Below are 14139 nucleotides of genomic sequence, written 5' to 3' on the forward strand. Positions count from 1 at the left end.
CTGGCGGGGTGGATCGTCAGACCTTTGAGCAGCTGTTCGACATGACCGGCCGGACCGTGATCGTCACCGGTGGCACCCGCGGCATCGGATTGGCTCTCGCCGAGGGATTCGTGCTGGCCGGTGCCCGGGTGGTGGTGGCCAGCCGCAAACCCGAGGCGTGTGACAAGGCGGCCGAACATCTGCGTGAGCTCGGCGGAGCGGCGATCGGGGTGCCCACGCACAGCGGCAGCATCGATGACCTCGGCGCGCTGGTTGAGCGCACCGTCGCCGAGTTCGGCGGGATCGACGTGGTGGTCAACAATGCGGCCAATGCCTTGGCCCAGCCGTTGGGGCAGATGACGCCGGAGGCCTGGGCCAAGTCCTATGAAGTGAACCTGCGCGGCCCGGTGTTCCTGGTGCAGGAGGCGTTACCGCACCTGAAGGCGAGCGCCAAGGCCGCGGTGCTGAACATGGTCTCGGTCGGCGCGTTCAACTTCGCGCCGGCGTTGTCGATCTATGCCTCGGGCAAGGCGGCCCTGATGTCGGTCACCCGCTCGATGGCGGCCGAGTTCGCCCCGCTGGGGATCCGGGTGAACGCGCTGGCGCCGGGGCCGGTCGACACCGACATGATGCGCAACAACCCGCCGGAGGCCATCGAGCGTATGAAGGGCGGGACCTTGATGAAGCGGCTGGCCCGTCCGGACGAGATGGTCGGTGCGGCATTGCTGATGTGTTCGGATGCTGGCAGTTACATGACCGGGCAGGTGGTCATTGTTGACGGTGGCGGGACACCTCGCTGAGCTCGGTCAGGCTGCCGGCCCCGACGGACAGGATCTGGCTGCGGTTCTCCACGTGCAGAGCCGTTTCCAGACACCCGGCGTCAAGGTTGGCCCACAGCACCTGCTTGGTCGATTCCAGCCCGAATTTCCCATAGCTGCACAGGGTTTCGGCAATCTCGAGGGCCGCGTCGAGCAGCTTCGCGGTGTCGTCGACGACGCGGGTGACCAGGCCGAGTCGCAGCGCCTCGGCCGCGTCGACGGCCCGCGCGGTCAGGATCAGGTCGAAGGCGGCGCCCGCGCCGATGATTCTGGGCAGGGTGTAGCTGACCCCGATGTCGCACCCGCCGATACCCAGCTTGATGAACTGCGTGCAGAACTTCGCCGACGGGCCGGCGATGCGGATGTCGCCGGCCGCGGCCAGCGCGAAGCCGCCGCCGTAGGCAGCACCGTTGACCGCGGCGATGACGGGTTGGCGCAGTCGGTGCAGCTTGACGGTGAGGTTGGCGATGCGTTCCTGCCAGCGCATTCCCGAGCGGGGAAATTCGGTGCCGCCACCGGCCTCGGGCGGGTTCGGGTTGCCGAGGTCCAGGCCCGAGCAGAAGCCCCGGCCGGCGCCGGTGAGCACGACGACGCGACAGTCGTTGTTGCGCGCGATGTCGTCGAGGGCGGCGTGTAAGGCCTCGACCAGCTCGTAGGACAACGCATTGAGCTTCTCGGGCCGGTTGAGGGTGAGCACGGCGATATCGGGCCGGGGGTAGGACACGTCGAGGGGTTGTGCCGACGGTTCTGCGGAGGTCATGAGCCGGACCTTAACCGCTGCTGTGCCACCCGTTGACACCTACCGCGATCATCCGCAGTTGTTTGACCGCGGTGCGGTGAATGGCCTCGACCGACTGGGCGTCCGTGGCGTCCTCCAGGCTCTCCGCGATCGAGATCATGGCATTGACGAACAGCGTGGCCAGGATGTTGAGATCCTCGCTGCTCCAATCCTTGAGCGCGGGGAAGCGGGCCAGGTCGATCGCCAACTCGGAGGTGATCAGCCGGATTTCGGTGCGGATCGCGTAGCGCAACACCGACACTCCGCTGGAGCGTTCCCGCGCGATGAACCGCCAGTGTTCGCGTCGCTCGTTGACGCTGCCGATCAGGATCTCGGCCGAGGACTCGATGACGTGGTGCGGGTCGAGTTTGCCGGCGCGGGCGCCGCGCAGCATGTCACGTAGGGACCGGAACGATTCGTCGATCAGGACCAGCCCGAGTGCGTCCATCGAGTCGAAGTGCCGGTAGAAGGCGGCCGGGACGATGCCGGCTTCGCGGGTGACCTCGCGCAGCGACAGCGCGCTGAAGCTGCGATCTTCTAAGAGGGTGAGGGCGGCGGTGATGATCGCGCGCCGGGTGGCCTCTTTGCGTTCCTCCCGGGACAGCGATTCCCGCGCCTTCGAACCTGAGGTTCGTGAACTTGATGTTCTTGAACTGGGCGTACGTCTGTTCACTGGTGTGAACCCTACCACTTGCAGCGATTTTATCGTTGACAGACCCGGATGTACACGCGCACTGTGTACATATGTTCACTCAAACTATGACTGAAGGCGTCGGCCGGCGGTTACTGGCCGGACGGCGGATGAGTGCGCTTGCGAACTTGTTGACCGGACCGCACGGGGTAGACCGCTACACCGAGCTGGTCGAACCGACCTGGACCCGCGGCGACGCCCGGGCCAAGGTGGTGGCGGTGCGGCGGCAGACTCCGCGCAGCGTCACGCTGACCCTGGAACCCAACGCGGCGTTCGCCGGATTCCGGGCAGGTCAGCACATCAATCTTTCCGTCGAGATCAACGGCAGGCGTCGCACCCGGTGCTATTCGCCGGCCAATGCCGAACGGTCTCACCACCTGGAATTGACCATCGGCCGCCATGACGGCGGGCTGGTATCGACGTATCTGTGCGACCACGCCTACCCGGGCATGGTGCTCGGCCTCGATTCCGTCGGCGGCGACTTCGTGCTGCCCGAACAGCTACCGCAACGCATTCTGCTGGTCTCCGGTGGCAGCGGCATCACCCCGGTGCTGTCGATGTTGCGCACCCTGCGTGCACAGGCGTTCACCGGCGAAGTCGTGTTCGTGCACTACGCGCGCCACGCCGAGGAAGCCTGTTATCGCGCCGAGCTCGCGGAGCTGGCGGCCGCACCCGGTGTGCGGGTGCTGCACGGCTACACCCGCGGCACAGGCGGCGAGCTGGATGGCTACTTCGCGTCCGCGCATCTCGACGCCGCCTTCGGCGGTGCCCAGCCCGACGCGGTGTTCGTCTGCGGGCCGTCGGCCCTCGTCGACGCGGTCCGGCAACATTGCCCCGACGCGGTCTCGGAGAGCTTCGTGCCGCCGACGTTCGCGGTGCCGGCCGAGGCCACCGGCGGAACCGTCACCTTCACCGGCAGCGGTGTCGAGGTGACCGACGACGGCCGGCCACTGCTGGCCCAGGCCGAAGCGGCCGGGCTGGCCCCCGAGAGCGGATGCCGGATGGGCATCTGCCACAGCTGCAGCCGGCTCAAAACCCGCGGTGCGGTGCGCAACCTGATCACCGGGACGGTGTCGGCCGCCGACTGCGAAGACATCCAGATCTGCGTCACCGCACCCGTCGGCGACGTCGTCATCGATCTCTAGTCCGGAAGCCTCAATCTCTGAAAGGCGAAGCCATGACTCACTACAACCTCACCCCCGAACAGTTCGAAACCTTCGGCGCCGAACTCGACGCCATCCGCGAAAAGGCAGTTGCCGACCTCGGTGAACGCGATGCCGCCTACATCCGCGGCATCATCAAGATGCAGCGCAAGCTCGAAGTCGGCGGCCGAGCCCTGCTGTTCCTGCCGCCGGCCTGGCCGGTCGGCACCGTGATGCTGGGCTTGTCGAAGATCCTCGACAACATGGAGATCGGCCACAACGTGATGCACGGCCAGTACGACTGGATGGGCGACCCGGCGTTGCGCGGCCAGAACTTCGAATGGGATTCGGCCTGCCCGTCCAACCAGTGGCGGCACTCGCACAACTACATGCACCACACCTACACCAACATCGTCGACATGGATCGCGACATCGGCTACGGCGTCCTGCGGATGAGCGAGGACCAGAAGTGGTCGCCCTACTACCTGGGCAACCCGGTGTACGCCTTCCTGCTGATGGTGTTCTTCCAGTACGGCGTGGCGCTGCACGAGCTCGAAACCGAGCGCATCCGCACCGGCGAAATCCGGTTGCGGGACAAGAAGGACATGCTCCGCGAGATGTGGGCCAAGGTGCGTAAGCAGACCGTCAAGGACTATGTGGCCTTCCCGTTGCTGGCCGGGCCGTTCGCGCCATTTGTGTTCGCCGGCAACATGACTGCCAACCTGATGCGCAACGTGTGGTCCTACACCATCATCTTCTGCGGGCACTTCCCGGAGGGCACTCAGGAATTCTCGGTCGAGGAGACCGAGAACGAGACCCGCGGTCAGTGGTACTTCCGCCAGCTGCTGGGTTCGGCAAACCTGAGTGGTGGCAAATGGTTCCACATCTTCAGCGGCAACCTGTCGTTCCAGATCGAACACCACCTGTTCCCCGACATCCCGGCGCACCGTTACGCCGAGATCTCGGGCGAGGTCAAGGAGATCTGCCAGCGTTACGGCCTGCCCTACAACAGCGGGCCGCTGCACAAGCAGTTCGCCTCGGTGGTGCGCAAGATCGTGCGGCTGGCGTTCCCGTGGGGCGGCAAGCCGAAGGATCCCGAGCCTGTTCTGCCCGAGCCTGTTGTCACCGAGACGGCGGTCAAGGAGCCGGCTGCGCAGCCGATCTGCGAGCCGGAACTCGTCAACTGCTGACGGCCGGGGCCGCGCAATCCCGGTCGGTCGTCTGACTTTCTCCTAGGCTGTCGCTGACTCGAGGGAGGGATGCGATGGCTTACGTCAAGGCGGCCGAGCGCCACGAGCAGATCGTCGCCGCGGCGATCCGGGTGCTCAGCCGGGTCGGGGTTCCGGGTACGACGCTGCGGGCGGTCGCCACCGAAGCGGGAATCCCGCTGGGCACGCTGCACTACGTGTTCCCGTCGAAGGACCAGCTGCTGCGGGCGGTGATCGCGGCCGTCATCGACGATGTCGTCGCGACGGTGCACGACACCCTGCAACTCGACCGCGGGCTGGCGCACGCGCTGCGCCACGGTGTCGCGGCGTTCTGGGAAGCCCTGGTCGAAGGCGACGTCGGAGTGCAGGTCATGCAGTACGAGCTGGCGATGTACTCGGTGCGCACCGAGGGGTCGCAGGGTTTGGCGCGGCTGCAGTACGACCGCTACAGCGCACTCGTCACCGAGTTCTGCGAGCAGGCGGCGCGCACCGCCGGGGAGCGCTGCGCGGTGGATTTCGCCACCCTCGGACGGCTCGCGCTGGGCATGCTCGACGGGCTGATCATCCAGTACATCGCCAGCCCGGACGGCGGCCGCGCGCGCCGCGACCTCGACCGGGCGATCCAGCTGCTGGTCACCCTCGCCGACCCGCGGCCGGTGCGCGCCGTGCTATAAAAGTCGGACGGTTGACCGACTTAATGCTGGAGGTGGTGATGACGGTTGCTGTGATCGGCGCAGGCGTGGCGGGGCTGACCGCGGCCCGCGAACTCCATCGCCGGGGGATCGACGTACTGGTGCTGGAAGCCGCCGACCGGGTCGGCGGACGAACGATGAGCGAGACCACCGCATTGGGCTCGACGGTCGACCTCGGCGGTCAGTGGATCGGACATGACCACCGACGCCTGATCGGGCTGGCCGACGAACTCGGCCTCAACCGCTATCCCATGCACACCGCTCCCGTGCCCACACTGATCGACGGCTCCCGCCGGTTGTCGGCGGTATCGCCGGCGGTGCTACTGGCCGTGGCGATTCTGGGCGGCGTCGAGGTGCTGTCCCGCGTCGTGGCGCCGCGGCGGTGGAACGACACGACCGTCGAGTCGTGGCTGCGCCGAGTGCCGGGCCGTACCACGCGCCGACTGCTCGAAGTCCTCGCCGGGGTGTCATGGACCGCCGACCTGGACCGGCATTCGATCTACGCCATGGCCCGGATGATCCGCCAACAAGGCGGCCTGCGCACCATGTTGTCGACCAGGGGCGGCGCCCAGGATTCGCTGCTCGTCGAAGGGATGGCAGGTTTGACCGCCGGACTGGCCGCCGAGCTGGGTGCCCGGATTCACCTGGGGCATCGGGTGACCGGCATCAGCCGAGACGGCGATGGCGTGACAGTCCAGACGACGGCCGGCGACTTCACCGCGACGAAAGCCATCGTCACCGTGCCGGCGCCCATGGCGGGATCCATTGTCCACCACCCGCCGCTGCCGCCGGAGCACGCGCGCCTGGCGGAACACACCTATATGGGCTCGGTCTACAAGGCCATCGCCGTATATGACCGGCCGTTCTGGAGACAAGGCGCAGGCGGCGAGTTGATCGTCCTCGACGGGCCTGGCGCAGGGGTCTTCGACACCAGTCCGCCAGATGGTCCGGGCCATCTGTGTGTGCTCATCGGCGGGCCCGCGGCTCGTGAACTGGACGGACTCAGTGCCGCCGATCGGCAGCGGACCGTGCTGGAACCGCTGGCCGGTCGGCTCGGCCCCGAGGTTCTCCGGCCGGTCGGCTGGCATGAGAAGTCATGGCATACCGACGAATACGTCGGTGGCGGCTACACCGTGCTGCCGATTGCCGGCACCGTGGGAGGCCTCCTGCCCCTGCCCGCCGCGCCAGTCGGCAACGTCCACTGGGCAGGGACGGAAACCGCGGGTGACCATCCCGGCTACATCGAAGGCGCGATCGAATCCGGCCTGCGGGTGGCGCAGGAAGTCGCTGCGGCACTGGCCGGATAGCGCCGAGGCCGGCCGTTCGACCATCCACACGGGTCAGGATTGACAATCCGGGCACCAGTACGTCACCCGGTCGCCGGCGGCATCGGTCACGATCCTCGTCCCGCAGCGACGGCAGGGTTCGCCGGCGCGGCCGTACACCCAGAGCTGACGGCCGCGGCGGGTATCGCCGGTGGTGGTGCGGTTCCAGCGGGACCGGTTGAGCCACAGCATGTCCCGGGCACGCTGGGTGACCCGCAGGGGAGTGGTCAGTGAGCTGACGGGCGAGGTCGGCAGCCGGCCGAACACGAAACACAACTCGTTGCAGTAGACGTTGCCGATGCCGGCCATCACCCGTTGGTCGAGCAGCGCAGCGGCCAGCGGACGATCGGGGTCGGTCATCAGGTTGGCTGCTGCGGTGTGCGGTTCCCAATCCGGGCCCAACAGGTCCGGGCCCAGGTGTGCGACGGCGTCCACGTCGGAGCTGCGGTCCAGCACCTCCAGCACACCGAGGTCGATCCCGGTGGCCCGGCTGTCCGCGGTCTCGAGTACCGCGCGGATACGGTGTGGCGCCCCGCCCGACCAACCGATCCGCCAACTGCCTTCCATCTTCAGGTGGGAGTGGATGCTGGCCGGCCCCACCCGGATGAACAGATGCTTGCCTCGACTGAGCACCTCGTCGACCACTTGCCCGGTCAGGTCCACCGTGGCGTAGCGGGGCACCCGGATATCGCAGCGAGTCAACGTCTTTCCGGCCAGTGCGTCACGCAGGCCGGTGGCGGTGTGAAAGACGGTGTCACCTTCGGGCATGGTGTTTCGCGCTCATCGCAACCGCAATCCGCGTGGGGTACGGGCGAACCCGGCCCCGGTCAGCGCGTCCTGAACATCCGCGTCGACGCCGGGATCGAGCACCGTGACACCGTTGATCCGCTCCACCAACAGTGAAGGGATCTTCCGGGTGTGTACGAGCTCGGCCAGTGCGGCCGCGGCCGCCCGCTGGGTTTCCGGATCGGACGTGAAGCTCAACAGGGTGCGCCCGCCGCGCTCCAGGAACCAGGTCAGCCGTCCGTCGACCAGTGCCACCAGGGCACCGGCCTTGCGTCCGGGCCGGTGGGTGTCGGCGTCGCCGGTGCGCTCGGGCCACGCCAGTGCGGCGCCGTACGGATTGGCCGGGTCGGTCGCGGCCAGCACGACGGCGTGGTACTCAGGCTTCTGCGGGTCCACACCGTCGAGATAGGAGCGCAGCCGGTCCACGGTGGAGGCCGCGGCGAACTGTGCGCCGCCCAGGGATTCGACGAAGTAGCCGCGCTGGCAGCGCCCGGCCTCTTCGAACACGCTCAACACCTTGTACAGCGTGGCGAACCCGCCGGGGACACCCTCGGCCACCGCCGCGCCCTTCGTCAGCACGCCGTGCCGATTGAGCAGCAACTCGGCCTGAAAATGCGCCCGCACGGTCGAATCTGGTTCTGCGCCAGGTAAAGCCCACCATCGCCCGGACACGATCGGATCGGCCGCGCGGGCCTGGGGACGGGCCACGCTGTAGCGGCTGAGCCGGGGCGGGCGCTGCCGTTGCCGGTGGGCCGGCGTCCCGGACCGACGCGGACCCGACGCCCCCGACAGCACCGCGCGCATCGGGGCGAAGGTGTCCCCGCTGACCCAGCCGGCCCAGATCAACTCCCACAGCGCGGTTTTCAGCTCGGACTCGCCGATCTGGTCGGCGAGCTGGCGGAAGAAGTACGCGCCACCGTCGGCCAGTGTTGCCATGATCGCTCGGTGCGTGTCGGTGAACTCGATCTCGGCAGGAGGGGGCAGTGTCAGCGGTGCGGTCTCGGCGAGATGGAAGGCCACCCAGCCGTCGCTCCCACCGATCTGCCCGGCGGCCGACCAGATCACCTCACCGGAGGCCAGCAGCTCATCGAGCATGGCCGGTTGGTAGTCGCGGACCCGCTGGCCGAACACCAGGGATTCCACCGCCGATGCCGGGATGAGGACCCCGGCCAGCTGCTCGATCACCGCGGCCAGCCCGTCGATGCCCGTGCTGTGCGCGGAGCCGACGTGCTGCCAGGACGGCAGGAAGCGGCCGTACGCCGCGGTGCTGACCGGTTCGACCTGGGCCCGCAGCGCGGCCAGCGAGCGGCGACGCAGGATGCGCAGCACCTCGGCGTCGCACCACTGATCGCCGCCCAGATCGTCCACGAACTCGCCACGCACCAGCCGGCCGTCGACGGCCATGCGGCCCAGTACATCTGCGCTCACCCGCAGCCCCAGCCCGAACCGCGTCGCCACTTCGGTGGTGGTGAACGGGCCATGGGTGCGGGCGTACCGGCCGAGCAGTTCACCGAGCGGATCGTCGACGGATTCGGTGAAGGCGGCGGGCACCCCGACCGGAACCGGCGCGCCCACTCCGTCGCGCAGCAGGCCGATGTCCTCGACTGCGGCCCACCAGCTCTGGCCGGCGTAGGTGACCGGCAGGGCCCGCTTGGCGGCCTGCAGCCCGTCCAGCCAGGCGCCGACGTTCGCCGCGGTCGAGCGCCGCGCGATCTCGGCTTCGGTGAGTGGGCCCAGCATGCGTAGCAGGTCGGTGACGGCCTCGGCGTCGCGGGCCGCCCGCTCCTCGGTCAGGTGCTGCAGCTGCGCCGAGGTGGCGGCCACCACCTGCGGGTCCAGCAATTCACGCAACTCGACCCGGCCGAGCAGTTCGGACAGCAGCACGGTGTCCAGGGCCAGCGCGGCGGCGCGCCGCTCGGCCAGCGGACTGTCGCCCTCGTACATGAACGCGCCCACGTAACCGAACAGCAGCGAGGCCGCGAACGGTGACGGCGCAGCGGTTTCCACCTCCACCACCCGCAGCCGGCGCTGGTCCACCCGGCGCATCAGCTCGTTCAGGGCCGGAACGTCGTACACGTCCTGCAGGCATTCCCGTACGGTTTCCAGCACGATCGGGAAGTCCGGGTATTTGCGGGCGATGTCGAGCAGCTGTGCGGCGCGTTGCCGCTGATGCCACAGCGGGGATCGCTTGCCGGGGTGCCGACGGGGCAGCAGCAGGGCACGCGCGGCGCATTCGCGGAACCGGGACGCGAACAACGCCGACCCGCCCACCTCCGCGGTGACGATCGGTTCGACCTCGTCGGCCTCGAACACGAACAGGTCGGCACCCGGCGGGGTTTCGCCACTGTCGGGCAACCGCACGATGATGCCGTCGTCGGACGCGGTGGGTTTCTCGTCGATGCCGTAGCGTTCCCGCAGTCGTCGACCCACCGCCAGCGCCAGCGGCCCGTGCACCCGCAACCCGTACGGGGAATGCAGGATCACCCGCCAGTCGCCGAGTTCGTCGCGGAAGCGTTCCACCACGAAGGTGCTGTCGCTGGGGACCACACCGGTGGCCTCGCGCTGGTCGTGTAACAGCCGGTGCAGGTTGTCGGTGGCGAACCCGGCGAAACCCATTGCGTGGCAGCGCTCGTCGAACTCGCTGCGGCCCAGCGCGGCCAGCTCGCCGGTGAACGCGCCGACCGCCGCCCCCAGCTCGGCGGGCCGCCCGACGTTGTCGCCACGCCAGAACGGCAACCGGGCCGGCTGCCCCGGGGCCGGGATGACCAGCACCCGGTCGTGGGTGATCTCGGTGATCCGCCAACTGGTCGCGCCCAGCGAGATGACGTCGCCGGGCCGGGACTCGTAGACCATCTCCTCGTCGAGTTCGCCCACCCGCGAGGGCTTCTCGGAGTCGGTGGCCAGGTAGACGGTGAACAGCCCGCGGTCCGGGATCGCCCCGCCGGAGGTGACGGCCAGGCGCTGGGCGCCCGGGCGGCCGGTCAGGGTTCCGGTGTCACGGTCATACACCAGCCGTGGGCGTAACTCGGCGAACTCGGTGGACGGATACTTGCCCGACAACAGGTCCAGGGTTGCCTCGAAGGCGCTGCGCGGCAGCGTGGCAAACGGTGCGCTGCGCCGCACCGCATCGAACCAGGCGTCGGCGTCGACCGGTTCCAGGGCCGCGACCGCCACGGTGTGCTGGGCCAGCACGTCGAGCGGATTGGCCGGCACGTGCATCGTCTCGATCTCCCCGGCACGCATGCGCTGCACCGCCACCGCACAGCCGATCAGATCGGTGCGGTGTTTGGGGAACAGCACACCCTGAGAGATCTCACCGACCTGATGCCCGGCGCGGCCGATGCGTTGCAGGCCGCTGGCCACCGACGGCGGTGACTCGACCTGGATCACCAGATCGACCGCACCCATGTCGATGCCCAGCTCCAGGCTGGAGGTGGCGACCACGGCGCGCAGCCGACCGCTCTTCAGGTCGTCCTCGACCTGGGCGCGCTGCTCTTTGCTGACCGAGCCGTGATGGGCCCGGGCCAGCAGCGGCGGGGCGCCGTTGGCCTGGCCGCTGGCCATGAGCTGAGCCGGTGCGCCCCCGCCGACCCGGGGATTGTGTGTGGTCGGCAGCTCGATGCCGGACCGTTCGGCGTGGATCTCGTTGAGCCGCGACGTCAGCCGTTCGGCCAGCCGCCGCGAGTTGGCGAACACGATCGAGGACCGATGCGCCTCGATCAGGTCGACGATGCGTTCCTCGACGTCGGGCCAGATGGAGTTGTTGTCGAGGTGGGCCATGTCCGGTACCGGAACCTGGACCGAGAGGTCGAAGGTCTTGGCCGACGGCGGTGCCACGATCGTGGTCGGGGCCTGCCCGGACAGGAACCGGGCCACCTCCTCGGGCGGGCGCACGGTTGCGGACAACCCGATGCGCTGGGCCGGTTTGTCGAGCAGTTGATCCAGCCGCTCCAGCGACAGCGCCAGGTGCGCACCGCGCTTGGTGGCGGCGACGGCGTGGACCTCGTCGACGATCACGGTGCGCACCGAGGCCAGCGTTTCGCGGGCCGCCGAGGTGAGCATCAAGAACAACGACTCCGGTGTAGTGATCAGGATGTCGGGGGGCTTGCTCAGCATCGCGCGGCGCTGGCTGGGGGTGGTGTCCCCGGACCGGACGCCGACGCTGATCGACGGGGCAGCCACCCCGTGCCGCTCGGCCACCCGGGTGATCCCGGTCAGCGGGGTGCGCAGGTTGCGTTCGACGTCGACGGCCAGGGCCTTCAGCGGCGACACGTAGAGCACCGTGGTGCCCGAGCGTGGCTCACCCATGCCGGCCAGCTCGTCGATCGCCCACAGAAACGCGGCCAGGGTCTTGCCCGACCCGGTGGGCGCGATGACCAGGGTGTTGTCCCCTTCGGCGATGGCCGACCAGGCCTGGGCCTGAGCCGCCGTCGGCATCGGGAAGGCAGCCGTGAACCACTCCCGGGTCAGCGCGCTGAACCGGGCCAGCGGATCAGCCGGGGCAGGGGTCACCTAGCCATACTGCCGCGCCGCACCGACAAGCCGGTGTCAGCGACGTTCGGGGGAGGCTGCACAGACCAGCTCGGTCGGCAGACCAGGCACCCGGCCGATCGCGTCGAGCAGGGTGTGTGCACAGCTGTCGGCGACGAACTGCGCGTCGAGGGAGGGATCCTTGAGCCGCTGCCGGCACATTTCGAAGGTCCAGGCCAGCCACGCATAGACGACGGCCCGCAGGTCGCGGTCGACCTTGGCGTCCAGTGGTCCGGACAGCGTCTCGCCGAACCGGTCCATGATCCGGTCGGCCTGGCGGTCGTTGTCGACGTCGTCGACATCCCGCAGCACCGGGTCGGTGCGGCCCAGGCCGAGGTAGGCCGCCCACGCACCGTGCGGGTGCTCTTCGTCGTAACGGAGGTAGGCCAGCACGCCGGTGCGCAGCTGGTCGAAGAGGGTCTGACCGGGTTCGGCCGGTGTGCTGGTGGCCTCGAACAGCCGCTCACCTTCGGCGCGCACCACGGCGGCGAAGAAGGCCCGTTTGTCGGGGAAGTAGTGGTACATCAGGGCCCGCGACACCCCGGCGCGTTCGGCGATCTCGTCGATGCGGACCTCGTCGTACGGGCGCTGCCCGAACACCTCGGCTCCCAGCGCCAGCAGCTCGTTGCGTCTGTCGGCGGGGGAGAGCCGGCGTCTGGACTCGGCACCCACGCCTGCAGCCTAGCGGCCCGCAGCCTTACTTGACACATGTATAACAACGCCGCGATCCTGGAGCCGTGACCGTTGCACGCGCGGGGACCGCACTCCCGGCGAAGCTGCCGCACCCGCCGCGGCGGGTGCCGCTGCTCGGCGATGTGTTCGGCCTGAGCTCCGAGTCCTCGATCGAGGGGGCGGCGGCGCTGGCCGCGCTCGGCGAAGTCTGCGAGCTGCGGTTCCTGGGTGCCCGGTACGTGATGGCCAGCGGTGCCGAGGCGGTGATGGATCTCAACGACGAAAGCCGGTTCTGCAAGCACGTCGGGCCCGACATCGAGGCGTTGCGGATCGCCGCCGGCGACGGACTGTTCACCGCCTACAACGAGGAACCGAACTGGCGCAAGGCGCACGACCTGCTGATGCCGGCCTTCAGCCGGGCCGCGATGCACCGCTATCACGCGGTGATGTTCGACGTCGCCGACGAGCTCACCGACCGCTGGGATCGCCGCGCTGCCGCGGGCGACACCGTCGATGTCTCGGCTGACACCACCCGGGTCACGTTGGAGACCATCGGACGCTGTGCGGCCGGGTACTCGTTCGGCTGCTTCCGGCACGACACCATGCATCCCTTCGTCGCGCACATGGTGTCGGCGTTGCTCAGTGCCAACCGGCTCGGTCTGCTGCAGCAGACTTTTCTGCCCGCCCTCGTCTATCGGCGCATCGAGCAGCGGATCCGCCGTGACGCGCAGTACCTGCGGGCGCTGGCTGACGACATCGTCGCCGCGCGGCGCGCGGAGCGCGGTGGCGAGCACGACGACCTGCTGCAGACCATGCTGGAGTCCGATCTCGACGCCGCCAACATCCGCTTTCAGCTGATCAACTTCTTGATCGCCGGACACGAAACCACCTCCGGTGCCCTGTCGTTCGCGTTGTATTTTCTGTCGCAACATCCCGACGTGTTCGACCGTGCGCGGGCCGAGGTGAATGGGGTGTGGGGCGAGGAGCAACGGCCCGGATTCGAGAAGATCGCCAAACTCCGCTACGTCCGACGGGTTCTCGACGAATCGTTGCGGCTGCAGCCAACCGTTCCGGCCTATTATCGCGCCGCCCGCCAGGACACCGTGCTGGCCGGAATCCATCCGATGCGCAAGGGCGACTGGGCGCTGGCGGTGACCGCGGCTCTGCACCGGGACCCGCGATGGGGGCCCGATCCCGACGCCTTCGACCCGGACCGCTTCGCCCCCGAACAGGTGCGGACCCGCCCCGGCGGTCTGTACAAACCGTTCGGCACCGGTGAAAGATCTTGCATCGGAAGACAGTTCGCGCTGCACGAGGCGGTGCTGATACTGGCGGTGCTGATCCGGCGTTATGACTTGAAGGCCGACCCGGGCTATCGGCTGCGGGTCCAGGAGCGGCTGACGGTCATGCCGGCCGGGTTCCAGTTGCGGCTGCACCGTCGCTAGCCTGGCCATACCTGGCATGAAACGGCCCGTTTCGGGGTACCGTCACGGTGCACAGACGCGCAACGTCAGCAGG

The 14139-nt window shown here is 68.6% G+C and carries 11 protein-coding genes; 6 read left to right on the forward strand and 5 right to left on the reverse strand.

Annotated elements, in window-relative coordinates; all coding sequences use genetic code 11:
* The first annotated feature begins 8 nt into the window (after positions 1-8).
* A complete protein-coding gene (locus tag FR943_RS08810) occupies positions 9-779 on the forward strand; it encodes an SDR family NAD(P)-dependent oxidoreductase (protein WP_217156061.1) in 771 nt (256 codons plus the stop codon).
* Here the strand turns inward: FR943_RS08810 and FR943_RS08815 are convergent.
* The gene (locus tag FR943_RS08815) at positions 748-1557 is read right to left on the reverse strand and encodes an enoyl-CoA hydratase-related protein (protein ID WP_217156062.1); all 810 of its coding nucleotides are present in this window, start codon (positions 1555-1557) and stop codon (positions 748-750) included. The two genes, FR943_RS08810 and FR943_RS08815, sit on opposite strands and share 32 nt — an antisense overlap.
* 10 nt (positions 1558-1567) lie before the next feature.
* Positions 1568-2248 carry a TetR family transcriptional regulator gene (locus tag FR943_RS08820; protein ID WP_217156063.1) on the reverse strand — a complete coding sequence of 227 codons (681 nt, stop codon included), beginning with the start codon at positions 2246-2248 and terminating at the stop codon, positions 1568-1570.
* A 71-nt stretch (positions 2249-2319) separates the two neighbouring features.
* Here FR943_RS08820 and FR943_RS08825 point away from each other — a divergent pair, with 71 nt between their 5' ends.
* The 4 genes from FR943_RS08825 (at position 2320) to FR943_RS08840 (ending at position 6615) form a co-directional block, all read left to right on the forward strand.
* Positions 2320-3411, forward strand: a complete 1092-nt coding sequence (locus tag FR943_RS08825; protein WP_217156064.1) for a ferredoxin reductase — start codon at positions 2320-2322, stop codon at positions 3409-3411.
* A gap of 32 nt (positions 3412-3443) precedes the next feature.
* Positions 3444-4598, forward strand: a complete 1155-nt coding sequence (locus FR943_RS08830) for a fatty acid desaturase family protein (protein ID WP_217156065.1) — start codon at positions 3444-3446, stop codon at positions 4596-4598.
* A gap of 74 nt (positions 4599-4672) precedes the next feature.
* Positions 4673-5290 carry a TetR/AcrR family transcriptional regulator gene (locus tag FR943_RS08835; protein WP_217156066.1) on the forward strand — a complete coding sequence of 206 codons (618 nt, stop codon included), beginning with the start codon at positions 4673-4675 and terminating at the stop codon, positions 5288-5290.
* A gap of 23 nt (positions 5291-5313) precedes the next feature.
* Positions 5314-6615, forward strand: a complete 1302-nt coding sequence (locus FR943_RS08840) for a flavin monoamine oxidase family protein (RefSeq protein WP_217156197.1) — start codon at positions 5314-5316, stop codon at positions 6613-6615.
* Between the two features lie 33 nt (positions 6616-6648).
* Here FR943_RS08840 and nei2 read toward each other — a convergent pair whose 3' ends face one another.
* The 3 genes from nei2 to FR943_RS08855 are packed head-to-tail and all read right to left on the reverse strand — an operon-like array spanning position 6649 to position 12621.
* On the reverse strand, positions 6649-7401 hold the full coding sequence (gene nei2, locus FR943_RS08845) for an endonuclease VIII Nei2 (RefSeq protein ID WP_217156067.1): 753 nt from the start codon (positions 7399-7401) through the stop codon (positions 6649-6651).
* A gap of 12 nt (positions 7402-7413) precedes the next feature.
* On the reverse strand, positions 7414-11931 hold the full coding sequence (locus FR943_RS08850) for an ATP-dependent helicase (protein ID WP_217156068.1): 4518 nt from the start codon (positions 11929-11931) through the stop codon (positions 7414-7416).
* Positions 11932-11967: 36 nt separating this feature from the next.
* Entirely contained in the window at positions 11968-12621 is a 654-nt protein-coding gene (locus tag FR943_RS08855) for a TetR/AcrR family transcriptional regulator (protein ID WP_217156069.1), read from the reverse strand.
* 65 nt (positions 12622-12686) lie between these two features.
* Between FR943_RS08855 and FR943_RS08860 the strand changes: the two genes are divergently transcribed.
* Positions 12687-14066, forward strand: a complete 1380-nt coding sequence (locus FR943_RS08860) for a cytochrome P450 (protein WP_217156070.1) — start codon at positions 12687-12689, stop codon at positions 14064-14066.
* The last annotated feature ends 73 nt before the right edge of the window (positions 14067-14139 follow it).

The organism is [Mycobacterium] fortunisiensis (assembly GCF_019050325.1).
Taxonomy (GTDB): domain Bacteria; phylum Actinomycetota; class Actinomycetes; order Mycobacteriales; family Mycobacteriaceae; genus Mycobacterium; species Mycobacterium fortunisiensis.

What these genes read in the sequence shown, in the direction of transcription:
- FR943_RS08830 (WP_217156065.1), top strand. Translation starts at nt 3,444, where the DNA reads ATGACTCACTACAACCTCACCCCCGAACAGTTCGAAACCTTCGGCGCC.
- FR943_RS08815 (WP_217156062.1), bottom strand. Translation starts at nt 1,557, where the DNA reads ATGACCTCCGCAGAACCGTCGGCACAACCCCTCGACGTGTCCTACCCC.
- FR943_RS08825 (WP_217156064.1), top strand. Translation starts at nt 2,320, where the DNA reads ATGTTCACTCAAACTATGACTGAAGGCGTCGGCCGGCGGTTACTGGCC.
- nei2 (WP_217156067.1), bottom strand. Translation starts at nt 7,401, where the DNA reads ATGCCCGAAGGTGACACCGTCTTTCACACCGCCACCGGCCTGCGTGAC.
- FR943_RS08835 (WP_217156066.1), top strand. Translation starts at nt 4,673, where the DNA reads ATGGCTTACGTCAAGGCGGCCGAGCGCCACGAGCAGATCGTCGCCGCG.
- FR943_RS08840 (WP_217156197.1), top strand. Translation starts at nt 5,314, where the DNA reads ATGCTGGAGGTGGTGATGACGGTTGCTGTGATCGGCGCAGGCGTGGCG.